The organism is Hydrogenophaga sp. L76 (genome assembly GCF_057654755.1).
Genome location: NZ_CM172807.1, coordinates 1,601,732 through 1,626,784, shown reverse-complemented (window position 1 = coordinate 1,626,784; position 25,053 = coordinate 1,601,732). Strand labels below are relative to the sequence as shown.

The following is a 25,053-nucleotide window of genomic DNA, read 5'->3' as shown; positions in this document are numbered from 1 at the left end:
TGACGAACACCCGGATGACCGTGCAAAGGATCGATCTGTTCGGCTCCGTACAGACCGGCGAGCCGCCTGCGCTTACAAAGGTTGACCCGGAAGCCGCAGCAAGGCTTCCCCTCACCCGCTCACGGAGAAGACCATGTCCAAGATTCCTTCCATGTCCCCCAGCTGGGATACCTCTTCGTTTGGCCACCCGGCGGACATTTCGTTGCGGGAGCGCTCGGCGCTGGGCGATCACCTGGCCCATTGCGGCGCCCAGCGTGGGCCCTTGCAGACCTTGCGCAACGGCGCCGACGAACTCCAGGGCCTGCTGGCCGGGCGCGTGATCACGTCGGCGGTGGTGCTCACCCTGCTGTTCGGCGGCTCCTGGCTCATGCTGTAAGTGGCCGCAGCGAGCCTGCAAGCGCAATGGGCCTGGGTACCGCAGAAAATCGAGCGCATGCTGGACGCCGCCCGCGGCGTCGCGCTCGAACCGATCCGCTCGGAGCTTTTTGGTGTTGCACGTTTTGAACAACACGGTCGCAGCCTGGGCGTGTCGCACCGGGCCGGGCGTGCGGGCTTTGGCCAGGCCACGTTCTACCCGCGCCTGCAGAGCAACATCCGCAGCCTGCGGGCGGCCTACCAGTACATCGCGGTCGAGGCCCACGATGGCCACGACATCAGCCCCGCGGCCGAATGGCTGTTTGACAACTTCCACCTGATCGAAAGCCAGCTGCGGGAAATCCGCGAAGGTCTGCCGGCGCGTTATTACCGTTCGCTGCCGGTGCTGCAGGAGCCGCCGCTGGTGGGGTTGCCGCGCATCTACGGCGTGGCCTGGGCCTATGTCGCGCACACCGACAGCGCCTTTGACGAAAGCCTGCTGGTCCACTTTCTCGACGCCTACCAGGACGCGCGTGAACTCAGCCAGGGCGAACTGTGGGCATTGCCCACCACGCTGCGCGTGGTGCTGGTGGAAAACCTGCGCCGCCTGGCCGACCGCATCGCCAGCCACAAGGCCGCGCACGACTTCGCCAGCCTGTGTGCCAGCCGCATCGAAGAACTGTCGCTGGACGCGGTCACGTCGATGCACGGGCTCATGGAGCAGCGCGGGGTGGGCGATGTCTTCCTGTCGCACCTGGCGCAAAGCCTGGTGGGACACACCACCGCTGGCGACTCGCCCGTGGCGCAGGTGCGCCGGTGGTTGCTGGACGTGGTGCCCGACCTGGCCGTGCTGCAGGCCCAGCACCACGCGGCCCAGGCCGCCGATCACCTGAGCGTGGGCAACGCCGTGACCGCGCTGCGCCTGATTGGCGCGGCCGACTGGCCCGGCATCGTGGCGCGCACCAGCCGCGTGGTCCGCGTGATGCTGCGTTCGCCGGTGTTCGAAGCCGAAGACGACGCCACGCGCGACACCACGCTGCACGGCATCGAGCGCCTGTCCACCCAGAGCGGGCAGGGTGAGGCCGCCGTGGCCCAGGTGCTGCTGGTGCTGATGGACGGCGCCAGCGGCCCCGCCGCGCTGGCCGGCCACTGGCTGCGCGGCGAAGGCCGCGCCACGCTGGAGCAGGCGCTCGGCCTGAAACACCGCGTGGCGGGTCTGTGGCGCTCGTTCGCCGGGTTCTCGCGCACGCCCGCTTACCTCGGCGCCATGCTGGCCGGCACGCTGCTGCTGGTGGCGGTGCTGCTGCACCGGCCCGACTGGCTGGCCGCGGGCTGGCCGGTCCAGCTCGGCAGCGTGCTGGTGGGTCTGGTGATGCTGCTGCCCGCGTCCGAAGCCGTGGTGGCGGTGGTCAACCGCCTGATCGGCGAGTCGGTGAAACCCGCGCACCTGCCGCGCCTGCTGCTGGCCGACGGCATTCCGCCGCAGGCGCGGGTGATGGTGGTGGTGCCGGCCCTGCTGAACCACCCGGCCGGTATCGCGCAGACGGTGCACCGGCTGCACCTGCACCACCTCGCCAACCCCGAAGCCCACGCCCAGTTCGCCCTGCTCAGCGACTGGTCCGATGCCGACACCGAACACCGACCCGAAGACCAGGCCCTGTTGTCCCACGCCCAGAGCCTCCTGACGGCGCTCAACGCGCGCTACCCGGTGGCGCCGGGCAGCCCGCCGCGTTTCCTGCTGCTGCACCGCGAGCGCAGCCCGAGCACCACGCAGGGCCAGTGGCTGGGCTGGGAGCGCAAGCGCGGCAAGCTGGAGCAGCTCGTCGCCGCGCTGGCCACCGGCACAGCGGGACCGTTTCTGGAACTGGGTCCGCTCTCGCGCATGGCGCCGCACACGCGCTACGTCTTCACGCTCGACAGCGACACCCAGCTGCCACCCGGGCGCCTGCGCAACCTGGTGGGCGTGGCCGAACATCCGGACAACCAGCCCCGGCTGGACGAGACCGGGCGGCGCGTGCTGCAGGGCTACGGCATCCTGCAGCCGCGCGTGGTGCCGCCGCTGGCGGGGGAGGGCAGGCGCACCGCCTGGCAGTGGCTGTTCGACGGCCAGGCCGGCATCGACCCCTACAGCGCCATGAGCTCGGACGTGTACCAGGACCTGTTTGCCGAAGGCAGCTTCACCGGCAAGGGCCTGCTGCACGTGGCCACGCTGCACGCCGTGCTGGGCGAGCGCCTGCCGACCGACCAGGTGCTCAGCCACGACCTGCTCGAAGGCGCCCTGGTGCGCTGCGCCGTGGTGACCGACGTGACCCTGATCGAGCCCGACCCCGACCACGCGGACGCCGCCGCCTCGCGCGGGCACCGCTGGACCCGCGGCGACTGGCAACTGCTGCCCTTCCTGCTGCGGCCCCGGTTGTGGCCACTGGGCGCCATCAACCGCTGGAAACTCCTGGACAACCTGCGCCGCTCGCTGGTGGCACCGGCCTGCCTGCTGCTCATCGGCCTGGCCATGGCGGGCCTGGGCCTGTCGCTGCCCGCGGCGCTGGCGCTCACGCTGGCCGCTTACGCCGCCGGTCCGCTCATGGGCGCGCTGGCGGGCTGTGTGCCGCGCCGCTGGCAGTTGCTGGGCCAGCGCTACCTGGCCGCCGCGTCGCTGGACCTGCTGCGCGCGCTGGGCGGCGGACTCTGGCACCTGGCGCTGCTGCCACAGCAGGCGCTGCTCGCGCTCGATGCCGTGCTGCGCACCCTGCACCGGCTGCTGGTGAGCCGGCGCCATCTGCTCGAATGGACCACCGCCGAGGCGGCCCAGGCCGGGCTGGGCACCGGCCTGCCGGCCACGCTGTGGCGGCACCGCGCCGAGCCGCTGGTCGCGTTCGCCCTGGCGGGCGGCCTGTGGCTGCTCACGCCGGCCCCCGGCGCACTGGCGCTCGCCGTGCTCGGGCTGTGGGCGCTGGCGCCGCTGCTGGTGTGGCTGGGCAACACCCCCTGGCAGCGCCGCCGTGCTGCGCTGGTGGCGGCCGACCGCGAACTGCTTGAAGGTGTGGCGCGCGACACCTGGCGACTCTTCGAGCGCTGCGTCGATGCCGACAACCATTACCTGCCGCCCGACAACCTGCAGACCACGCCCTACGAGATGGTGGCGCACCGCACCTCGCCCACCAACATCGGCCTGTATCTGCTGAGCACCGCCTGCGCGCGCCAGTTCGGCTGGATCGGCACGCAGGACCTGCTGACGCGGCTGGAAGCCACGCTCGCCACCCTGCAGCAGATGGAGCGCCACCGCGGCCATTTCCTGAACTGGTACGACACCCGGACACTGCAGCCGCTGCTGCCGCGTTACGTGTCCACGGTGGACAGCGGCAACCTCTGTGCGCACCTGCTCGCCGTGGCCCAGGCCTGCACCGAGCTGGCCCGCGATCCACACGCCGCGCTGGCCGGTGCCGACGCGCTGCGCCGGTCCCGCCAGCGGTTGCAGCCGCGCCTGGACCTGCTGCAGACCCTGCTGCACCGGCCCCTGCCGCAGACCGCCATTGGCCGGCTGCTGGAGACCGCCGCACCCGAACCCTGCGAGCCCGTGGCCTGCGCCGCCTTTCACACCCTGCTGCAGGAGGCCCGCCGCGAACTGGGTGGCCTGACCCAGGCGCGCCACCCGGCCATCGTCAGCCATGTCACCACACCGCAGGACGAACTGGTCTGGATGCTGGGCGACCACCTCGCCACGCTGCACTCCACCTGCCAGGACGCTGCCGTTGTGGGCGCGGGCAGTTGCGGGCGCGCCACGGGGCGCCTGCTGGACCTCGCCGCTGCGCTGGAGGCGCTGGCCTGGGCACCGGACTTCCGCTTTCTCTACAACCCCAAACGCCACCTGCTGCACATCGGTTACCGCCTTGAAGAGCAGCAGCTCGACACCAGCTTCTACGACCTGCTGGCTTCCGAGTCGCGCAGCACCAGCCTGCTCGCCATCGCCAAGGGCGACCTGCCGGTGCGCCACTGGGCGGCGCTGGGCCGGCCGTTTTTCGCCAGCGGAAGGCGCGCCGTGCTGCGTTCCTGGTCGGGCTCGATGTTCGAGTACCTGATGCCCTCGCTGGTGGCCGCCGAGCCGCGCGGCAGTGCCCTGCGCGAAGCCGGGCGCTCGGCCCTGCAGGAGCAGATGGCCTTCGTGCACGGCACGGCCATGCCCTGGGGCATCTCCGAAAGCGCCTACGCCGGTCAGGACCACACCCTGGCCTACCAGTACGCGCCCCAGGGCGTGCCGCGCCTGGCCCTGCGCCGCACGCCGTTGGACGAACGCGTGATCGCGCCCTACGCCACCGTGCTCGCGACCCAGGTGGACCCGGGGCTGGCCTGCGACAACCTGCGGCGCCTCGGCGCGCTGTCGGCGCGCGGGCGCTACGGTTTCTTCGAGGCGCTGGACTACACCCCCGCGCGGCAGACCCACGGCGGGCGCTGCACCGTGGTCCACACCTTCATGGCGCACCACCAGGGCATGAGCCTGGTGGCGCTGGCCAACGTGCTGCGCGGTGGCGTGGCGCAGCGCTGGGGCATGGCGCATCCGCGCATGGAGGCGGTGGCTTCGCTGCTGCACGAGCGCGCGCCGCGCGAACTGCCCACCTTGCAGGCGCCGCTGCGACTGCCGCTGCAGGCCTGGCAACGCCGCGCGCCGGACCACATCCGCACGCTCACCCCCGGCGCGCAGGCGCTGGAGCCCACACACCTGCTGGGCAACGGGCGCTACAGCGTCACGCTGCGCGCCAACGGCGCCGGCTGGAGCCGCTGGGGCCAGACCGGCATCACGCGCTGGCGCGACGACGCGCTGCGTGATGCCTGCGGCAGCTTCGTCTACCTGCGCCTGGATCAGTCCGACCCACCGGTGTCGGTCACCCGCCACCCCGCGCCCGACCCCCACGCCACCTACAGCTGCCGCTTCCACACCGACCGCGTGTGTTTCGATGCGGTCTGGCACGAACTGCGGATCAACACCACGGTCTGGGTCAGCCCGGAAGACGATGTCGAGCTGCGCAAGGTGGTGCTGTTCAACCTGAGCGATCAGCCCATCGAGCTGGAGCTGATCTCGGCCTTCGATGTGACCCTGGCCAGCCACGCCGCCGACGAGGCGCATCCGGCGTTCTCCAACCTGTTCGTCAAGACCGACTGGCTGCCCGAGCAGCAGGCGCTGCGCTGCGTGCGCGCGCCGCGCCTGCAGACCGAAAAATCGATGCAGGCGGCACATTTTGTCGCCGACACCGAGGGCGAGGTGCTGGGGCTGCGCTGCCAGACCGACCGCCTGCGCTGGCTCGGCCGCCACCACACGCCGGCCCAGCCGCTGGCGCAGATGGACCCGGTGCCGCTGGAGCCCTGCGCGCTGGCCACCGGCCTGGACCCGGTGGCCGCGCTCGGCGTGCGCCTGCTGATCGCGCCGGGCGGGCAGGCCACGGTCACCTTCGCCACCGCCGCCAGCGACGATGCGGACACGCTGCGCGCCGTGATCGACAAGTACCGCCAGCCCAGCTATGTGGCGCGTTCCTCGGTGATGTCGGCCACGCTGGCCGGCATTTCGGCGGTGCCGCACCGCCCGCGCACCGACTACCTGCCCGCGCTGCACGCCCTGACCACCGCCCTGGTGCTGACGCTGCCCAGGCCGGACATGCCGCCGGCCGGTCCCACGAACCCATCATCGCACCGCAGCGACCGGCGCCTGCTCTGGCCGCTGGCGATCTCCGGCGACCGCCCGCTGCTTCTGGTGCACGCCGGGGCGTCACAGGGCCTGGGTCTGCTGCGCGTGCTGGCGCTGGTGTTGCGCGAGTGGTTGCGCGCCGGCGTGGCCTGCGATGTGGTGGTGCTCAGCCACGAGGCGCACTCGTACCACATGCCGCTGCAGCGCGAGCTCACCCTGCTGATCGAGCAGCACGCGGCCGACCTGCAGGCCCACCCCGGGCCCGCCGTGACCGGCCTGCACCTGTTGCGGGCCGACGAGCTGACGCCCGGACAGGTCACCACGCTGCGACAGCTGGCGCGCGTGCAGCTGCAGGCGGACGGCCAGGCCCTGCTGCACCAGGTGCGCGGCTGGTGCGACCGCCACGAAACGCCGGTGGCGGGGCAGTGGGGCAGCGCGCGGGCGCTGTCCGACCCGGTGCCGCTGCGCCTGGGCGAGACCGCGGCCGCGCCGGCCGAAGGTGTGTTTTCGGACGACAGCGGCGCGTTCGCCTTTGAGGCGGGCGCTGCGCAGACGCCGCAGCGGCCCTGGTGCAACGTGCTGGCCAACCCCGGCTTCGGTGCGCTGGTGTCCGAGAGCGGCGGCGGCAACACCTGGGCGGGCAACAGCCGCCTGAACCAGCTCACCGCCTGGGCCAACGACCCCGTGGGCGATCCGCCGCCCGAATGTTTCCTGCTGCAGGACCGCCGCACGCGCGAGGTCTGGAGCCTGACCCCGTCGGCCTGGGCCGCCCAGGGCATCAGCTACCAGGTGGTGCATGGCCAGGGCGTTACCACCATCAGCCACCGGCACGGCTCGCTGGCCGTGTCGGTGAGCTGGTGCGTCGATGCCGACACCGCGGTCAAGCAGGTGCGCATCCGGCTGGTGAACCACGGCAGCGGCAAGGCCCACCTGCGCATCACCGGCCTGGTGGAGTGGATGATGGGCGAGAAGCGCAGCGACCGCGCCAGCCTGCTGTGCCAGCCGGATTTCGAGAGCCCGCCCGGCGCCGGCCTGATCGGGCTGCTCTGCACCCAGACCGAGGCCGCGGGTGGTTTTGGCGAGGGCACCGCCTTCTTCTGCGAGTCGCAAGAGGGCGTGCACGACCCCGAAGGCCTGGACTGGACCTGCGACCGCCGCGCCTTCTTTGACCGGCAGGGCCAGCTGGTGCTGCCGAAGCGCCTGGGGCAGCGCAGCGGTCACGGGCTGGACCCGTGTGCCGCGATCTCCCGGCCGGTCACGCTGCGCCCCCGCGCGGCGCTCGACCAGGTCTTCCTGCTCGGCTACGCGCCCAGCCCGGAGGCGGCGCGTGCGCTCATGCGCCAGGCCACTGCCAGCAACGCCCGAGAGCGCGAACGCCGCACCCTGGCGCGCTGGGACACGCTGCTGGGCAGCACCCAGGTGAAGACGCCCGACCCGCTCTTTGACACGCTCGTCAACCGCTGGCTGCTCTACCAGACTGTGTCCTCGCGCCTGTGGGCCAAGGCCGGTTTCTACCAAGCCGGCGGCGCCACCGGCTACCGCGACCAGCTGCAGGACGCGATGGCGCTGGTGGGGGCCGACCCGGCGATCCTGCGCGCGCAGATCGTGCTCTGTGCCTCGCGCCAGTTCGAGGCCGGCGACGTGCAGCACTGGTGGCACGCACCGGGGGGCGCTGGCGTGCGCACGCATTTCTCCGACGATCTGCTGTGGCTGCCCTACGCCACCACGCACTACCTGAACGCGACCGGCGACAAGGCCCTGCTGGAAGAGCCTGTGCACTTTCTCGATGGCCCGCCGGTGCCCGAGGGCGCGGAAGACCGCTATGACACGCCCGGCATCAGCAACGAGGCCGCCAGCGTCTACGAACACGGCGCGCGTGCCATCGACCGCAGCCTGCCGGTGGGCGCCCACGGCCTGCCGCTGATGGGCACCGGCGACTGGAACGACGGCATGAACCGCGTCGGCAGCGAAGGGCGCGGCGAGTCGGTCTGGCTGGCGTGGTTCCTCTGTGTCATCGTGAGCGACTGGCTGCCGCTGGCGCGGGCTCGCGGCGAACGCGACCGGGCGCGCGCCTGGGAAGCCGCGCTGACCGGCTGGCGCGTTGCGCTGGGCAGCGAAGCCTGGGACGGCGCCTGGTTCAAGCGCGCCTTCTTTGACGACGGCAGCGCGCTGGGTTCGGCCACGCAGGCCGAGGCCCGCATCGACCTGATCGCGCAGGCCTGGAGCGTGCTGTCGGACCAGACCTCGCCCGAGCGCCAGCGCCTGGCGATGGACGCGGTGGAGGCCCATCTGGTGGACCCGGTGCATGGCCTGATCCGCCTGCTCGACCCGCCACTGCAACACGCCAGCCCCAGCGCCGGTTACATCCAGGCTTACCCGCCCGGGGTGCGCGAAAACGGCGGGCAGTACGCCCATGCCGGCGTCTGGGCCCTGATGGCCGCGGCGAAGCTGGCGCTGCGGGAGCCGGGCAACATCTACGCCCGCAACACACCCTACCGCTACTTCACCTACCTGAGCCCGGCGCACCGCGCGGCGCACCCGCAGTGGGGCGCGTCTTATGGCGTGGAGCCCTATGTGATGGCGGCCGATGTCTACAGCGCGCCGCCCTTTGAAGGCCGCGGCGGCTGGAGCTGGTACACCGGCGCCGCGGGCTGGCTGCACCGCGCCGCGCTGGGCTCCATCCTGGGTCTGCAGATGGGCGCCGAAGACCTGTGCTTCACCCCTTGCCTGCCCACGCACTGGCCCCGCGCCGAGTTGACACTGGTGCGCAACGGGCACAGCATGCGTTTCGTGCTGGTGCGTGGCGAACCGCTGGCGGCACTGTCCGCCTGCGCCGACCCCCATGCCCAGTTGCTGCGCGTGGGTGAGTCCCTGCGCTGGACCGATCTGCCGCAAAACAGCTGTTTTGTCGTGCCGCTGCTGCCCGCCGCCTGACCGGCGAGCCGGGTCATCGGGTCCTGTCCGTGACAGGACCGGCTTTTGTGCGTCAGCAAACGGACACAGCCCCTTTCAGGGTGTACGCTATCGCACACACCCAGTTGCCGGGTTGACGTTCCGCGCAAGCTTTCACAACGGCCCGTACCGCGGCCGAAAGAGCATCCACAAGAGGGAGATGAACGATGGATATTGAGCCGGACCAGTCCGCCAACCAACTGCTGGCTTCGTTGCCCGCATCCGAATGGCAGCGCATGGGTCCGCTGCTGGAGGCGGTGGAATTGCCGCTGGGGCAGGTGCTCTACGAGTCCGGCAGCAAGATGAGCCACGTCTACTTCCCGATCAACGCCATCGTCTCGCTGCTGTACGTGATGGAAGATGGCGCCTCGGCCGAGATTGCCGTGGTGGGCAAAGAGGGTCTGGTGGGCATCGCGCTCTTCATGGGTGGCGAGACCACTCCGAGCCGCGCCGTGGTGCAGAGCGCCGGCAAAGGCTACCGCCTGCGCGCGGCCGACATCAAGACCGAGTTCAACCGCTCCGGGCCGGTGCTGCACCTGCTGCTGCGCTACACCCAGGCGCTCATCACCCAGATGGCGCAGACGGCGGTGTGCAACCGCCACCATTCGCTGGACCAGCAGCTCTGCCGCTGGCTGCTGTTGAGCCTGGACCGCCTGGACGGCAACGAGCTGGTGATGACGCAGGAACTCATCGCCAACATGCTCGGCGTGCGGCGTGAAGGCGTCACCGAGGCCGCGCTCAATCTGCAGAAGATGGGCCTCATCCGCTACGCGCGGGGTCACATCACCGTGATGGACCGCGACGGGCTGGAAGGTCGCGTCTGCGAGTGTTATGCCGTGGTCAAGAAAGAGTACGACCGGCTGCTGCCCCTGCGCCTCGCGGACTGAGCAGGGCGCTCGATCTGGGTGCGGTATCGCACAGACGCCGCCGGGTACCTGCCGTTACAAAGCCAGACGGATGGGCGCGTTTTGCGCGGATCCTGCACCAGGGCACCTGCCATGATCGAACTCGCGAACAAAGCCAAGCCTCCGGCGCCGAAGCCTCTTACGCTGGAGCCGCAGCAAGACGCCACGACCAGCGAAGGCGCACCCCCAGTGGGGGCGAAGCGTCCATCGCAACCGCCAGCGCCGGTGCGACCCACCTGGAGCCTGCCGCAGGCCGCCCCGGGCACGCCTGTGACACGGTACCGCTGAAACGCAGCAGCCGGAGAGCGCACCGATGCAACACAAAGCTCGCTTGCGCACGCGCGATGCACTGGAACAGTTGCGGCTGGATCACGAGGTGATCCGCAAGCTGCTGCGCGAGTACGACAGCGTGCGTCTGGTCGAGGGCTGCGGCCCCGAGCAGAAAGCCGAGATCGTGGACCGGCTGTGCGAGGCGCTGAGCCTGAACGCGCAGATCGAGGAAGAAGTCTTTTACCCGGGGGTGCGCCCGGTGCTGGACTGCGACGCCCGCGCCCAGGCGGTCTTGTGGGACCGCACGGCGCTGCGCGGCCTGATCGCGCGGCTCGACGAAATGGACCCCGCCGATCCCGGCTACGACGCCATGGTCAACGACATCGGCGACTGTGTGCTGCCGCGCATGGACGAGGTGCGGGCGATCCTGTTTGTGGCGGTGCGCGGGGTGGGGGTGGACACCGCCTTGCTGGGCGAACAGATGGCCCGCTGGCGCCGTGCGCAGCAACAGGATGTCACCCTGGTGGGCTTGCCGCCACCGCGGAAGTTGCCGGTGTCCGGCTGGCCGGCGGACTGCCATCTGACGCTGGCCTGAACCCCACGCAAAAAGCCCGCCAGCCGTGTTGCCACGGTGGCGGGCTTTTGTTCGCCTGGAACAGGGCTCAGCGGGTGCCGGTGACTTCCACCTCGACGCGGCGATCGGGCTGCAGGCAGCTGATCAGCGCGCTGCGCGCCTGGCTGTCCGGACAATCACCCGCCGCGGTCACGGGCTGGGTTTCGCTCTTGCCGACGGCGCTGATGCGGGTCGGGTCGATGTTGCCGTTGGTCACGAGGTAGTTCTTGACGGATTCGGCGCGCTCTTCGGACAGCGCCTGGTTGTAGGCCGTGGAACCCAGGCGGTCGGTGTGGCCTTCGACGCGGATCGACTGGTAGCTGGTGCCACTCAGCTGGTTGCTGAACTTGTCGAGTTCGGCCCGGCCTTCAGGGCGCACGGTGGACTTGTCAAAGCCGAACAGCGTGTCGGCGGAGAAGCTCACGCGCTGGGGCACGGGCGCCATCACCACCGGTGCGGGCATCGGTGCCACGGCGACGGGCGCCGGCATCGGGGCGGGTGTCACATAGACCGGCGCCGCGGCCACGCGCTCGGGCGCACGGCCGAAGGGGAACACCAGGCTGACCGAGGCCACGTCCACGTTGGCACGGCGGCCGACGGCGTCCTTGATGCGGTAGCGCTCCACATCGCCGCGGATCCAGAACGCGGGCGTCATTTCGTATTGCACGCCCAGGCCGACCTTGTAGTTCGAATCGTTGTGCTTGCTGCTCGACGGGATGCCGGCACCGGCGCCGGTGCCGCTGAAGCGGTCCTTGGACCAGGCGTGCTGCGCGCCCACACGGGCCAGCGCGGAGAAGCGTTCGGTCAGCGGCAGGGTGCCGACCAGATCGAAGTTGAGGCCCTGGACCCGGGTCTCGCCGGACAGCGTGCCCGAGGGCGCGGTGGAGGCGCTGAAGCGGTTCTTGCCCAGATCGAAGAAGCCCGCTTCGAGGGCGATGTTGCGGTTGATCTGGTAGCCACCGAAGATCTTGAAGGCATTGCCTGTGTTGTCGGTGGCGACACCGGTGGTGTTGACGCCGGGCAGCAGCACACCGGTGGTGTGTGCGGGGTCCATCTCGGTGCGGGACTGGCCGACCGAGCCGCCGCCGTAGAAGTGGCTGGTGCTCTGCGCGTACGCAGAAGACGCCAGGAAGGTGGCCATGCCGGCGACGCCGAGCAGGTGGATAACAGTCAGTTTTTTCATGGGTTCTTTCTTGCGCCAGAGACGCATTGCGCGGATTGCACCCCCTGTTTTTAGGGGACTGCACGAACAGCGTCGGTACGCTGACGAACATGTGCAGGTCCGCCACACCGCCGGTTCTTTTCCCCTTGTGTGCGCTGCCAGACAGTCAACAGCCCCATGGGCTCGCACACTGTTTTTCAATGCGCCGAGGACACACCGCGCCTTTCATGACACCGCCTTTCCCGGGTGGTGCTGAGCCACCAGGAACACCCCAAGCCCATGGCCCACGCCGACAACCTCCTGCTCCAGCAACTGCCGAAAGCCGACCGACGGCATCTGCTGGACCAGTGCGAACCTTTTGACCTGCTGCTGTCGGCCGAACTCAGCGTGCGCGGCGAGCCCTTGAGCCACGCGCACTTTCCGATCTCGGGCTTCATCTCGCTGGTGATCGATGTGGACGACTACCCGGCGCTTGAAGTGGGCATGGTCGGGCGTGAGTCCATGCTCGGTTCGGAGCTGGTGCTGGGGCTGGCGAAGACGCCCTGGCGGGCCCTGGTGCAGGGGGAGGGCAAGAGCTGGCGCATCGGCGCCGAGGCCTTGCGCGCGGAGATCGCGAGCAGCCAGCCGCTGCAGGAGGTGATGCAGTCCAGCCTGATGGTGCGGCTGCACCAGCAGACCCTGGCCTCGGCCTGCGAGCGTTTTCACGAGATCGGGCCGCGCCTGGCGCGCTGGCTGCTGATGAGCCAGGACCGCGCGCAGTCCGACAACTTTCACGTCACACAGGAGTTCATGGCGCTGATGCTGGGTGTGCGGCGCGTCGGGGTGACGGAGGCGGCCGGGTCGTTCCAGCAGAGTGGTTTCATCGCCTACCACCGCGGCGAGCTGCAGGTGCTCAACCGGGCAGGGCTGGAGGCCGAGGCCTGCAGCTGCTACGCCGCCGACAAACAGTTCCATGTGGAGCTGACGGGACGAAAGCCGTGAACCACGGCACCGGGCTGCTGCCCGGGCCGGTGGTCTGCCGCAGGCGGGCAGCGTGTCGAGCGGGTTATTTCAACCAGCTGTCGTCAGCCCGGTCTTCCCAGTCCTTGAGCTGCTTTTCGGCTTCGTCCTTGGCGATGCCGTAACGCTCCTGGATCTTGCCAGCCAGCTGGTCGCGATGACCGGCCACGACCTGCAGGTCGTCGTCGGTCAGCTTGCCCCATTGCTGCTGGGCCTTGCCGGTGAGTTGTTTCCAGTTGCCTTGAATGGTGTCCCAGTTCATGCGGTGTCCTCCGTTTGCGGGTGAACAGGAACGTCCACCACAGCTCCCTTTTTAGGTCGGACAGGGGTCAGCGTCTGTGCGCTGGCGAACGGTTCTGGATACGCCAGCGCAGAGCCTCGCAGACCGGGGCAGGGGCTCACAACACCAGCCGCTGCGCGTAGCCCGTCATTTCCAGATAACCGCGGCCGACGTGGTTGCCGTTGCTGTCGAACAGGTCGGACAGGCCTTCCCAGTAGACCGTGCCGGTGCTGGCGCGGCTGTCGAGTTCCTGTGGGTCGATGACGGCCTTGACGGTGTAGAAGTCCGCCGGGGTGCGGATCATCCATTCGACGGGATAGCGCGCACGGGTGCGCGGGCTGGTCCAGTAGCGCTGGGCCACCCATTCCACCTCGCCGGGCCGGAAGCGGTAGATGTCGGTGGGGCTTTGCGCGCTGCCCGCTGCGCGGAACGAGCCGCCGGCCCAGACCATGCTGCCGTCTTTGCGGCGCAGCTGGAAGGCGGTGACGCAGTGGCCGTCGAACAGGTTCATGCCGATCCAGTCCCAGCCCACGGCCTCAGGGTGCAGCAGGGCCTCGCTCCACTCGTGGTCGAGCCACGCCTTGCCCCGTGCGAGCGCGAAAGCCTGGCCCTTGAACGCCAGCGTGCCGCGCACATCCAGCTGGGGATGGCTGACGTAAAAGCTGGACTGCGCCGGGTCGGGCCCCTTGCGCGAAAAGCCCCGCTCGCCCTGCAGCAGGATGGCCTGGGTGGGCGCCGCGTCGATCTCGATGCGCAGGTCTTCGCTGTGCACACGGGTGGTGTAGCCGCCGTCGGGCCGGCGCCGGATGAACCAGTCGCCCAGCGCCACGTGGGTGTCGGCTTCCAGCGCGTACACGCCGCGCCCGGTGGCGGCGGGCGGCTCGCCGTTCCAGCGCGCGATGCGGTCGCTGTGCCAGAGCTGCTGGCCCTGCACATCGGTGATGGCGGCGTGGGCAAACACGAGCTGCCTGGCCGCCAGCCGGCTCTTGAGGGTCTGCGTGCCATCGACGCGGCTGCGGAAGAACGTGACCTGGAAACCGAAGGCCCGGCCCTGCGCATCCTGCGCGTGGCCGGTGAGGTACCACCACTCGGTGCGGGCGTCGTTGTGCGTGCCGTGGTCGCGCGGAAACACCAGCTCGCGCGGCATGAGCACGCCAGGCGACTCGGTGGCCTGCGCCTGCACGCGGGGCAGGGCGAGGCTGGCGGCGGTGCCGAGCAGCAGCGAGCGGCGTTGCGGGTTGGGTACGGGTTTCACCAGTCTTCCTTTACGGCCTGCACGGCATCGCGGCTGGCGGCGGCGCGCCCGGCCAGCCAGGCGGTGGCGGTGCCGGCGATCACCACGGCCACACACAGCGCCAGCAGCCGCGCCCAGGGCAGCACGAGGTCCATGGTCCAGTGAAAGCTCTGCGGGTTGACCACGTGCACCAGCACCAGGCTCACGCCCAGGCCGAGCGCCAGCCCGGCGAGCGCGCCGAGCACCGTCCAGGCCAGGCCTTCGAGCGCGACCACACCGAGGATCTGCCGCCGCGTCAGGCCCAGGTGCGCCAGCAGGCCAAACTCCTTGCGCCGCGCCAGCACCTGCGCGCTGAAGCTGGCCGCCACGCCGAACAGGCCGATGGCTATGGCCACCGCCTGCAGCCAGTAGGTGACGGCGAAACTGCGGTCAAAAATGCGCAGCGAGGTGGCGCGGATCTGCCCGGCCGACGCAAACTCGATCAGGCCCGCGGCGCCCTGTCGCCCGGCCAGCGCGCGGATGGATTCGCGCACCGCATCTTCGTCGGCGCCGGGCGCGAGGTGCAGGGCCAGGTCGTTCACGCGGGCGTCGCCGGAGAGGCGCACGTAGTCGGCGCGGTCCATCACCACGCTGCCGTGCTGGCGCGCGTAGTCGCGCCAGACACCGGCGACGAAGAAACGCGTGTTGCCGCCCGCCGGAAACGCCTGCGCCAAGGCCGGCAACCAGCCGCCGGGCACCGCGCCGTGCAGGTCCAGCATGGCCTCGCTCACGTACACCGCCACCACACGCTCGCCCGCCGCGGCCGGCGGCAGCGGCAGCGGCAGGCCCACCAGCGGCAGCGTCTGGCCGGCGGGTGCGTCGCCGCCCAGGGCCAGCGGTCGCGCGAGCAGGGTCACGGCGGGCAGGGTGGGCTTGAGCTGCAGCGAGGTGGCGCGCAGCGGGTCCACGCGCGCCACGCCCGGCAGGGCGGTCACGGCCATCACGAAGTCGGGCGGCAGGCTGTTGCCGTCGCCCAGACCGCTGCTACCGGAGCGCACATAGAGCTGCGCCGGCAACACGCCGTCGAGCCACTGCGTGACCGAGTCGCGAAAGCTTGCCACCATCACCGTGAGCGCGACCGAGAGCGCCAGGCTGGCGACCACACCGCTGGTGGCCACGGCGGCGGTCTCGCGCAGGCGGCGCGAGCGCTCGACCGCGAGCAGCGGCAGGGCGTGGCGCGCCACCAGCGGCGCCAGGAAGTGCAGCAGCGCCCCCACGGCCAGCGGCAGCGCGGCGATGCCCCCGACCAGCAGCAGCCCGACCGAAACATAGGCCGCCAGCGGGATGCCACCCACCGGCGGCGCCCAGGCCAGCGCGGCGGCCAGCAGCATGAGCGCCAGCGCCCAGCCGTGGTGCCGGGTTGCACTGCGCCCGCTACCCAACCCCTTGAGCGCCAGCGCCGGCGCCATGGCGGCCGTGGCGCGCGCCGGCCACCAGCCGCCCGCCAGCGCAGCGGCCACGCCCAGCGCACCGTACAGCAGCGCGGCCGCGGCGCTCCATTGCAGCGGCGGCGCGGCGCCCGAAAAATAACCACCGCCCAGATCGCCACCGAGCACGCGCAGCGCGAGCGCGGCCAGCGCCGTGCCCAGTGCGATGCCGAGCGCGCTGCCGACAAGACCCAGCAGCGCCGACTCGGCCAGCACCAGACGCAGCCGCTCCGGCGCCGACAGGCCGAGCACGCCCAGCAGCGCGAACTGCTGCTGGCGCCGCGCCACCGACAACGAGAGCATGGAGAACACCAGAAAGGCACCGGTGAACAGCGCCACCAGCGCCAGCACGGTGAGGTTCACGCGGTAGGCGCGCGACAGGTTGCTGGCGCGTTCACCCACCTGGTCGGGGCGCTGCGCGACCACGCTGGGCGGCAGGTCCAGCGCGGCGAGCACCGCATCCGGCCGGGCGCCCGGGGTCAGGCGCAGGTCGATGCGGCTGAGCGTGCCCACGCGGTCCGTCAGCGCCTGCGCGGCGGCGACGTCCATCACCAGCAGCGCCGCACCCGGGGCGTTCACCGTGCCGGCCACACGCACGCTCTGCAGGCGCAGGCCGGTCTGCACCTGCAGCCGGTCGGATGCTGCGCCTTCCCGGTCCAGCGCTTCGCGGGCAGCCGGGTTGAGGAACACCGCGTCGGGGGCAAAGATGTCCAGCCGCCGGGCCGCACCGCCGTCGTCCTGGCGCGCCAGCACCGGCATGAGCGCGGGCGAAATCCGGGCCACCACCAGCGCGTCCACACCGATGATCTTCACCGGCAGCTTGCGGTCGCCGGGCAGCAGCACGGCGGTGGGCCACTCCAGCACCGGGCTGGCCAGCGCCACATCGGGGTGCGCCGCCACACGCTCCAGCAGCGCGTCGTCCAGCGCGCCCTGGCGCGCACGCAGCTCCAGGTCGGGCTGGCCATTGACAGCGCTCACCGCGCTGGAGAACTCGGCCAGCGCCGAGGCGTTGATCAGCTGCACCGCAAACGCCAGCGCCACACCCAGCATCACCGCCACCACGGCCGAGGCGGTGCGCCACGGATGGTGGCGCAGTTCTTGCAACGAAAAAGTTGTCAGCAGCGCACGCATGGTTTGAGCTTAAGCCCATCCGTGCGACGGGCAGACCCGCAGGGGCAAGCGCAGACTGCCAAGGTGCGCCAACGCACCGAAGCCTGCGCGCCGTGCGCGTAAGATTCTTTTCCCTGTCAACAGGAGAGTTCACCGTTCAGCCAGCGCACAGCGGCGCTGCCCGTGCTGCACCAGCAGCTCAACCCTTTTTTACGGTGACCCCCATGGTTCGCATCCACCTCGCCATCGACCTCAACTACACGGTCAACCCGCCCTCGGCGGACTTCATTTTCAATATCCAGGCGGCGCTCTCGCCGCAGCAGATCGTGGTCTGGGAAGAGCTGCAGGTCAGCCAGCCGGTGCCGCTGGTCATGCACACCGACGCCGCCACACGCAACCGCACCCTGCGCCTGACCGCCGGCGTGGGCCCGCTGCGGGTGCGCTACCGCGCCACGCTGGACATCCGGCACCACGAAGCGGCGCCCGAAACCGTGTTCGAAACCCCGGTGGCCCAGTTGCCCACCGACGCGCTGCTCTACATCTACCCCAGCCGCTACTGCCAGTCGGACTGCGTGACCGCGCTCGCCAACTCGCTGTTCGGGCAGATGCCGCACGGTTATGGCCGCGTGAAGGCGATCCAGGAGTGGGTGCAGAGCCAGGTCACGTTCCAGTCCAACACCAGCAACTCCATGACCTCGGCGCTGGACACCCTGAACGATCACAAGGGCGTCTGCCGCGATTTTGCCCACCTGATGATCACGATGTGCCGCGCGCTCAACATCCCGGCGCGTTTCACCACCGCGATCGACTTCGGCGCCGACCCGGCCCTGGGACCGACCGACTTCCACGCCTACGTCGAGGTCTACCTCGGCCACCGCTGGTACCTGTTCGATCCGTCCGGCACCGCCATTCCCATGGGCTTCGTGCGCATCGGCACCGGCCGCGATGCCGCCGATGCCTCGTTCGCCACCATCTTTGGCGGCGTGCAGGCGCAGGCGCCGGTCATCGACATTTCGGCCCAGGTGAACCCGCAGAACGGCTGGCAGATGCCGGTGCACCGCACCGAGGCGCTGTCCACCGACAGCGGCTGGCACACCGGCTTCTGACCGTTCCCGGGGGCTGGCGGGCCGGCGAAGCCGATCCGCCCGTCCGCCGGCGCCAGGCCCGGGCCGCGCCTGTGGCCTAATAAGGGGTTTTCAACTTCTCTCTCTGGAACCGACATGGGCAACAAAATCGTCACCGAAGCCGACCGCAAAGCCACCCCCCGCCCCACTCCCGTCCCCGGCATGACGCTGGTCAGCCCGGGCCGTGGTCAGCGCGTGAGCCTGGAGCGTGGCGTGGCCACCCGCTCGAAGAAGAACCCGGGCAAGCGCTCCGGCAAGGGCGGCTGATCGCCTGTCCTGCCGGCCTTCGGGCCGGCGCCTGAAAAAGGTCCGTTGCGGACCTTTTTTGTTTTCCGGAAGTGCTTTCGGGCTCCGTGCTCTCAGCGCCGGAACGTGAGGAAGCGGCCCTTGTACGCCTCGCCGCCCTCCAGTGTCTTGTCGGCCGTGCGCATGGTCAGGCGGTAGCCCAGCGCCGCCATCTCGCGGCAGAAGGCGCTGCGGTTGCTGCGGTCCGGGTCCACGATGATGATCTCGGCGTGCAGGGTCGCGTGCTGGTCGATGAAGCGCGCGAGCTGGGCGGGCTGCTGGCGTTCGTAGAGCAAGTCGCTGCCGATGATGAGGTCGAAGCGGCCCAGGCCGCTGGCGCCGCTGGCGTCGTCCAGCGCCCAGTTGCCGGGCTTGCAGGGCAGTGGGCCCAGACCGTTGGCGAGCAGGTTTTCCCGCAGGAAGGTCTCGGTCAGCGGATGCCAGTCGGTCACGGTCACATTGCCGGCCCGGCGGTGGATCACCAGGCTGGCCAGCGCCAGGCCGGCGCCGATTTCCAGGATGCGTTTGCCTTCGATGGGGTGGCTGTGCATGGCCAGCGCGAGCACGCGCGCCGAGGGCCAGACCTGGCCAAACAGCGGCCAGCCCGAGGCGCCCATGCCTGCGTCTTCGGCGCTGCCAAACGGGTCAGCGTATTGCTGGTTGTCGAGCAGGGAGCGGACGTCGTAGTCCAGTCCACCGATGTTGACGGTCTGTTGACGGACCTCGTAGCCGGGCATGTGCGGTTCTTTTCATGGTGCGTGTGCGGTGTGAAACGGTTCTGGTCGAACGGGCACAGCGCTTCCATGGGGACCATGGGCAGGGGCATGCGGGGCCGAGGAGGCAATCTCGCGGATGGCCGCGCAGAGGCTGCGGGCGCGGACCACGGTAACACAGGGGCACGTGGCGGGCTGAGGTGGGGTCTACAATCCGCAGCTTCACCGGGGGTGCCGGGCCCGCAATCACGCGGGCAGCGGCTGAGAAATACCCCTCTCACCTGATCTGGATCGTGCCAGCGTAGGGAGCGTGAGCAGCCGGCCGCCGATGCATGCGAGCCGCCCTGTCAGACGTTCCCCATGGCGTTTTTTTCGACAAGGCGGCTCCACATGCAACGGCGGTTTTTTTCTGCGGCACTGGTTTCGGTTTCCCTCGCGGCCCTGGGCGCAGCGCCCGCGGCCTGGGCACAGGCGGTGCCGCTGCGCGTGCTGACCCACGGTTCGTTCGACCTGCCCAAGGAGCTGCTGGCGCAGTTCGAGAAAAACGCGGGCGTCAAGCTGCAGATCGTCAAGGCGGGTGACGCTGGCGAGATGGTCAACAAGCTCATTCTCACCAAGGCCAAGCCCATCGCCGACGTGGTCTACGGCATCGACAACACCTTGCTGCCGCGCGCCACGGCCGCGAAGGTCCTCGACGCCTACACCGGCCCCGCCGCGCAACGCGCCTCGGCCGCTGCCATGGCCGAGGGCGCCGACAAGACCGGTGTGGTCTCGGGCGTGGTCCCGGTGGACTACGGCTTCGTGAACCTCAACGTCGACAAGGCCTGGTTCGCCAGCAAGGGCCTGGCGCTGCCGACTTTGCTGGAAGACCTCACCAAGCCCGCCTACGCCAAGCTGCTGGTGGTGCAGAACCCGGCCACCTCCAGCCCCGGCCAGGCCTTCGTGTTCGCCACCATCGCCGGCCTGGGCGAAGAGGCGGCGTTCCAGTGGTGGGCGAAGATGCGCGCCAACGGCGTGAAGGTGGTCAAGGGCTGGACCGAGGCCTACTACACCGAGTTCACGCGCAACGGCGGCACGCGGCCCATCGTGGTCAGTTACGCCAGCAGCCCGGCGGCCGAGGTGTTCTACGCCAAGGAAAAGCTGAGCGAGTCGCCCACCGCCAACCTGTTCCTTCAGGGCGGCGTGTTCCGCCAGGTCGAGGGTGTGGCGCTGGTCAAGGGCGGCAACCCGGCCGCGCGCGATGCCGCCGCCAGGTTCATCGAGTTCCTGCGCTCGGCCCCGGCCCAGCAGGCGCTGCAGACCACGATGTGGATGTTCCCGGCCGAAGCGGGCGCCGCGCAAGTGGACGTGTTGAAACAGCACGCCAGCGAGCCGGCGGCGTTTGACAACCCCAGCGCCGCAGAGGCCTCTGCCAAAGGCAAGGCCTGGCTGCAGCGCTGGACCAAGACCGTCCTCAAATAAACCCCATGCCGCGCCTGCCAGCCCGCTGGCTGCTGCCCGCGTTGCCGCTGGCCTTTCTGGCGCTGCTGCTGGTGGCGCCGGTCGTCCGGCTGCTGGCCGAGGGGCTGGGCGCAGGGGCGTGGTCGGGTGGCGAACCGCTGCGCTGGCTCGATGTCTGGCAGGACGACTTCCTGCGCTGGCGCGTGTTGTGGTCCCTGGCCCAGGCGGCGATCACCTGCGCACTGGCCCTGGTGCTGGGCCTGCCCGTGGCCTGGGTGCTGGCTCGGCTGGAGTTCCCGGGCCGTTCGCTGGTGCTGCGCCTGCTGATGCTGCCCTTCGTGGTGCCCACGCTGGTGGCCGCGCTCGGCGTGCTGGCGCTCTGGGGTCCGCGTGGCCTGCTCGGCGCGCCGCTGGCGGGGGCCGGCATCGAGCTGGTGGACACGCCCTGGCTGCTGCTCTACGGCAACCTGTTCTTCAACCTCTGTGTGGTGGTGCGTGCGGGTGTGGACGCGCTGGAACAGGTGAGCGCGCCGCGCGTGGCTGCCGCGCGCACGCTGGGCGCCACGCCCTGGCGCGCCTTCTGGCGTGTGGAGTGGCCGGCGATCGCGCCCTGGCTCGCGTCGGCACTGTGCCTGGTGTTCCTTTACTGCTTCGCCGGCTTCGGCCTCGCGCTGATCCTGGGCGGGCAGCGCTACGCCACGGTGGAGGTCGAGATCTACACCCTGGTGGCGCACGAGCTGGAACTGGGCCAAGCGGGTGTGCTCGCGGTCTGGATGCTGCTGCTGACCGGCGCCGTGGCGCTGGCCTACGCCTGGTTGGAGAAGCGCCTCGCGGCGCCGGGCCGCGTGTCGCCGGTGCTGCGCCAGCGTCCCCGCAGCGGGGCGCAGTGGTCGGCGGTGGGCGCCGCGTTGATGGTGTTGTTCGTCGTGTGCGCGGCGCCGCTGCTGGCCATCGTGTGGCGCGCGGCGCAGGCGCTGTGGACCGGGCAGGGCGCGGCCGTGCTGTTCGAAGCCGACACGCGCGTGGCCCTCTGGAACACGCTGCGCTTCACCGCCATGGCGCTGACCCTGACCACCGCGCTCGGCCTCACGCACGCCCTCGCGGTGCGCGCGCTGGACGTGGCGAGCCTGCAGCGCAACGCCAGCGAAGCGCGCGGTGTGCTCGCGCTGGCCTGGCGCGCCGCAGCCTTTCTGCCCTTCGTGGTCTCGCCCGTCACGGTGGCGTTCGGCCTGCTGCTGCTCTACCCGGACTGGACCGCGAGCCTGGCCCTGCTGGTGGCGGCCTACGCGCTGCTGGCCTATCCCTTCGTGGCCAAGTCGCTCACCGCCGCACTCGACAGCCTGCCAGCGAGCTACGCGCAGGCAGCGGCCACGCTGGGCGCCCGGCCATGGCGCGTGTTGTGGCGGGTCACGCTGCCGCTGGTGGCGCCCGCGTTGCGCCGCGGCATGGCCTTTGCCGCCGCCACCGCGCTGGGCGAGTTCGCCGTCACGCTGTTTCTCTCGCGCCCCGAATGGACCACGCTCACGACGCTGATCTACCAGCATCTGGGCCGCCCCGGCGCCGCCAACCTCGACGCGGCGCTGGTGCTCGCTTGCGTGCTGATGGGGCTGGCGCTGGCGGCGTTCACGCTGATCGAAGGCCCTGCGCAGAAGGACAATGACGCCCATGCTTGAACTGCGCGACATCAGCAAACAATGGGACCACCGCCCGCTGCTTGACGGCGTGAGCCTGAGCGTGGCCGCGGGCGAAACCGTGGCCCTGCTCGGTGCTTCGGGCAGCGGCAAGAGCACCCTGCTCAAGATCGTGGCCGGGCTGGACGCGCCGGAGGCGGGCAGCGTGTGGTTCGACGGCGAAGACATCACCACGCTGCCGCCCGAGCAGCGCGGCTTCGCGCTCATGTTCCAGGACTTCGCGCTGTTCCCGCACCTCAACCTGCAGGACAACGTGGCCTTCGGTCTGGTGGAGCAGGGCGTGCGCCGCAGCGAGGCGCGGGAGCGGGCGCGCATCGTGCTCGCACGCTTCGGCCTCGCCGGTCAGGCGCTGGGCAAGGTCTGGACGCTCTCGGGCGGCGAGCAGCAGCGTGTGGCGCTGGCGCGTGCGCTCATCACGCAGCCGCGCGCCCTGCTGCTGGACGAACCCTTCAGCGCGCTCGACGCCACCCTGCGCGAGCAGTTGCGCACCGAGTTCCGCGAGCGCATCACCGAAGCCGGCATGACCGCCATCCTCGTCACCCACGACGAACAGGAAGCCCGCGCCATGGCACAGCGTGCGTGGGCGCTGCAGGGCGGGAAGCTGGTCTCGCTCTGGTGACTATTCTTGCCCCCTCTCCCACTCGCGGGAAAGGGGGGGTGAGGGCGGGCCGTGGCCACTGGCACAATGAATCCGCAGGCACCCGCGGGTGCATCCCACTCAAACAACCAACGGGAGTTCACATGGGCTGGTTTTCGAAATCCACCGACGGTTTTTTCCTCAGCACCACCAACCCGCCGGGCATCGAGCTGAAGCAGTACCTGGGCGTGGTCAACGGCGAAGCCATCATTGGCGCCAACATCTTCCGAGACATGTTCTCTTCGGTGCGCGACGTCGTGGGCGGACGCGCCGGTGGCTACGAGCGCGCGCTCGCCGGTGCACGCGACGCGGCGATGGACGAACTGATCGATGCCGCGAAACAGATGGGCGCCAACGGCGTGATCGGCATCGACTTCGACTACGAAGTCATGGGCGAGACCAACGGCATGATGATGGTCGCGGTCAGCGGCACGGCGGTCAAGCTGGGCTGAGGACCACCGCATGACCATGGACGCCTACGTCCTCATCGGCAACGCCAACACCCGCAAGACCTCGGTGGTGCGCAGCCTCACGGGTTGTTTCAACCGCAGCGTGCGCGACATCCAGCTGCAGGGCAACAAGCGCCCGCAGCGTTTCTACGCCCGCGTTGGCACCCTGCAGAACACCCGCACCTCGATCGAAGACTTCCTCCAGGAAGTGAGCCGTTCGCGCTGCGAAGCGGTGTTGTTCTGCCTCTCGCCCACGGCCTACAGGACGGACCTGGAAACCTTTCCGGATGCCCAGGCCTATGTGGCCGCGCTGCGCGAACGTGGGTGGCACATCAAGGGCGTGGCGGTGCTCGGACAGGACGGTGGTGGCGTGCGCGCGCCCAACCTGCGGCAGTACGTGCAGGCGCCCACCGCGCCGGTCAATGTGACGGCGCGCGATGTGAGGGCGCAGTTTGGGTGGCTGTGACGGGGCGCTGACCCATGCCCTGGTCGTGACTCACCCCCCGCGCAAGGCTCGCAACAGCTTCAGCCCGCCGCGCCCGTTCACTTCCTGCCCCAGCCGCGCCTGCTCGGCGCGGATCGCCACGCGGCTGCGTTCGCCCAGCATGCCATCCACTTCGCCGATGTCGTGCCCGCGCAGGATCAGCAGGCCTTGCAGCTCACGGCGTTCGGCGCGCGAGATGCCCGGGTCGTCGGTGGGCCAGGGGGTGGTGAAGGGGCCGGCGCCGCGCAGGCGGTCGCTGAGGTGGGCGATGGCCAGGCCATAGCTTTCGGCGGCGTTGTAGCTGTAGACCGCATCGAAGTTCTTGAACACGAGGAAGGCCGGGCCTTGTGCGCCCGCGGGCGTCATCAGGCCGGCTGAGCCAAGACCTGCCGGCAGCGGAGAACCGTCCACGCGGCGCACACCGCGCGCGGCCCACTCGCTGATCGGCCGCTTGCTGCGGCGGCCTTCCTGCGTGGTGTTGAAGCCGCTCGGCAGCCTCACTTCGAAACCCCAGGGCTGGCCGGTCTGCCAGCCGGCCTTGGCCAGGAAGTTCGCGGTGGAGGCGAGCGCGTCGGCCGTGCTGTCCATCAGGTCGCGGCGGCCGTCGCCGTCGAAGTCGACGGCGAGGCGCTCGAAGGTGGTGGGCATGAACTGCGTGTGGCCGAAGGCGCCGGCCCAGGAGCCCACCAGCCGCTCGGGCGCGATGTGGCCACCTTGCAGGATGCGCAGCGCGGCATAGAACTCGCCGCGGAAGAAGGTCTGGCGCCGGCCGTTGCACGACAGCGTGCCCAGCGCCTGCACCAGCGGGTATTTGCCGAAGGTCTGGCCGAAGTTGCTCTCCACCCCCCAGACCGCCACCACGGTGGCCGGGTCGACGCCGTAGCGTTGCTGTACGCGCGCCAGCGTCTCGGCGTGCGCCGTGAGCATGGAGCGCCCTTCGGCCACACGTTCCTCGTCGACCAGGCCGCTGAGGTAGTCCCAGATCGGCATGCGGAACTCGGGCTGGTAGTCCAGTTTTTCGATCACGCTCATGTCGGGCTGCAGGTCCTGGGTGAAGCGGCGGTAGGTCGATTCGGAGACCCCGGCGGCGCGGGCAGCGCCCTGCAGGCTGTCGATGCAGCGGGTGAATTCGGGCGGCGCGGTCTGGGCGAACGCGGGCAGGGAGAACGTCAATGTGGCCAGTGCGGCCCGTCGCAGGAGGTGTTTCATTT

At 70.2% G+C, this 25,053-nt stretch carries 18 protein-coding genes and 1 riboswitch; of the genes, 12 read left to right on the top strand and 6 right to left on the bottom strand.

The window, feature by feature from the left end; translation table 11 throughout:
• The first annotated feature begins 133 nt into the window (after positions 1-133).
• The 4 genes from AC23D4_RS07670 (at position 134) to AC23D4_RS07655 (ending at position 10,750) form a co-directional block, all read left to right on the top strand.
• A complete protein-coding gene (locus AC23D4_RS07670) occupies positions 134-376 on the top strand; it encodes a hypothetical protein (protein ID WP_472889638.1) in 243 nt (80 codons plus the stop codon).
• 57 nt (positions 377-433) lie between these two features.
• Complete coding sequence (locus AC23D4_RS07665) at positions 434-8,962, top strand: GH36-type glycosyl hydrolase domain-containing protein (RefSeq protein WP_472889639.1); 8,529 nt, start codon at positions 434-436, stop codon at positions 8,960-8,962.
• Between the two features lie 185 nt (positions 8,963-9,147).
• Positions 9,148-9,867: a Crp/Fnr family transcriptional regulator gene (locus AC23D4_RS07660; protein WP_472889640.1), complete on the top strand. Its 720-nt coding sequence runs from the start codon at positions 9,148-9,150 to the stop codon at positions 9,865-9,867.
• 331 nt (positions 9,868-10,198) lie between these two features.
• On the top strand, positions 10,199-10,750 hold the full coding sequence (locus AC23D4_RS07655; protein WP_472889641.1) for a hemerythrin domain-containing protein: 552 nt from the start codon (positions 10,199-10,201) through the stop codon (positions 10,748-10,750).
• A gap of 67 nt (positions 10,751-10,817) precedes the next feature.
• On the opposite strand, the gene AC23D4_RS07650 is transcribed toward AC23D4_RS07655, so the two are convergent.
• On the bottom strand, positions 10,818-11,951 hold the full coding sequence (locus tag AC23D4_RS07650; protein WP_472889642.1) for an OmpA family protein: 1,134 nt from the start codon (positions 11,949-11,951) through the stop codon (positions 10,818-10,820).
• 258 nt (positions 11,952-12,209) lie between these two features.
• Here AC23D4_RS07650 and AC23D4_RS07645 point away from each other — a divergent pair, with 258 nt between their 5' ends.
• On the top strand, positions 12,210-12,911 hold the full coding sequence (locus tag AC23D4_RS07645; protein ID WP_472889643.1) for a Crp/Fnr family transcriptional regulator: 702 nt from the start codon (positions 12,210-12,212) through the stop codon (positions 12,909-12,911).
• A 64-nt stretch (positions 12,912-12,975) separates the two neighbouring features.
• Here the strand turns inward: AC23D4_RS07645 and AC23D4_RS07640 are convergent, their stop codons facing one another.
• From AC23D4_RS07640 to AC23D4_RS07630, 3 genes are all read right to left on the bottom strand, one after another.
• Complete coding sequence (locus AC23D4_RS07640; protein ID WP_177136489.1) at positions 12,976-13,191, bottom strand: CsbD family protein; 216 nt, start codon at positions 13,189-13,191, stop codon at positions 12,976-12,978.
• Between the two features lie 136 nt (positions 13,192-13,327).
• Positions 13,328-14,464 carry a lipocalin-like domain-containing protein gene (locus tag AC23D4_RS07635; protein WP_472889644.1) on the bottom strand — a complete coding sequence of 379 codons (1,137 nt, stop codon included), beginning with the start codon at positions 14,462-14,464 and terminating at the stop codon, positions 13,328-13,330.
• Positions 14,461-17,040, bottom strand: coding sequence for an ABC transporter permease (locus AC23D4_RS07630; protein ID WP_472889645.1), 2,580 nt, complete (start codon positions 17,038-17,040; stop codon positions 14,461-14,463). Before AC23D4_RS07630 ends, AC23D4_RS07635 begins: the two co-directional genes overlap by 4 nt.
• Positions 17,041-17,243: 203 nt before the next feature.
• Between AC23D4_RS07630 and AC23D4_RS07625 the strand changes: the two genes are divergently transcribed.
• Positions 17,244-18,125, top strand: coding sequence for a transglutaminase-like domain-containing protein (locus tag AC23D4_RS07625; protein ID WP_472889646.1), 882 nt, complete (start codon positions 17,244-17,246; stop codon positions 18,123-18,125).
• A gap of 114 nt (positions 18,126-18,239) precedes the next feature.
• Complete coding sequence (locus AC23D4_RS07620; protein ID WP_472889647.1) at positions 18,240-18,410, top strand: hypothetical protein; 171 nt, start codon at positions 18,240-18,242, stop codon at positions 18,408-18,410.
• A 92-nt stretch (positions 18,411-18,502) separates the two neighbouring features.
• On the opposite strand, the gene AC23D4_RS07615 is transcribed toward AC23D4_RS07620, so the two are convergent.
• Entirely contained in the window at positions 18,503-19,165 is a 663-nt protein-coding gene (locus AC23D4_RS07615; RefSeq protein ID WP_472889648.1) for a class I SAM-dependent methyltransferase, read from the bottom strand.
• Between the two features lie 193 nt (positions 19,166-19,358).
• Positions 19,359-19,467: riboswitch (TPP riboswitch) on the top strand.
• 64 nt (positions 19,468-19,531) lie between these two features.
• Between AC23D4_RS07615 and AC23D4_RS07610 the strand changes: the two genes are divergently transcribed.
• The 5 genes from AC23D4_RS07610 (at position 19,532) to AC23D4_RS07590 (ending at position 23,824) form a co-directional block, all read left to right on the top strand.
• Positions 19,532-20,602: a thiamine ABC transporter substrate-binding protein gene (locus AC23D4_RS07610; RefSeq protein WP_472889649.1), complete on the top strand. Its 1,071-nt coding sequence runs from the start codon at positions 19,532-19,534 to the stop codon at positions 20,600-20,602.
• Between the two features lie 5 nt (positions 20,603-20,607).
• Positions 20,608-22,254: an ABC transporter permease gene (locus AC23D4_RS07605; RefSeq protein WP_472889650.1), complete on the top strand. Its 1,647-nt coding sequence runs from the start codon at positions 20,608-20,610 to the stop codon at positions 22,252-22,254.
• Positions 22,247-22,891 (top strand): ABC transporter ATP-binding protein, encoded by a 645-nt coding sequence (locus AC23D4_RS07600; protein WP_472889651.1) that lies wholly within the window; start codon positions 22,247-22,249, stop codon positions 22,889-22,891. The genes AC23D4_RS07605 and AC23D4_RS07600 overlap by 8 nt, the downstream gene beginning before the upstream one ends.
• Positions 22,892-23,013: 122 nt before the next feature.
• On the top strand, positions 23,014-23,361 hold the full coding sequence (locus tag AC23D4_RS07595; RefSeq protein WP_472889652.1) for a heavy metal-binding domain-containing protein: 348 nt from the start codon (positions 23,014-23,016) through the stop codon (positions 23,359-23,361).
• Positions 23,362-23,371: 10 nt separating this feature from the next.
• Complete coding sequence (locus AC23D4_RS07590) at positions 23,372-23,824, top strand: hypothetical protein (RefSeq protein WP_472889653.1); 453 nt, start codon at positions 23,372-23,374, stop codon at positions 23,822-23,824.
• A 30-nt stretch (positions 23,825-23,854) separates the two neighbouring features.
• On the opposite strand, the gene AC23D4_RS07585 is transcribed toward AC23D4_RS07590, so the two are convergent.
• Positions 23,855-25,051: a lytic murein transglycosylase gene (locus AC23D4_RS07585; RefSeq protein ID WP_472889654.1), complete on the bottom strand. Its 1,197-nt coding sequence runs from the start codon at positions 25,049-25,051 to the stop codon at positions 23,855-23,857.
• Positions 25,052-25,053 lie beyond the last annotated feature (2 nt).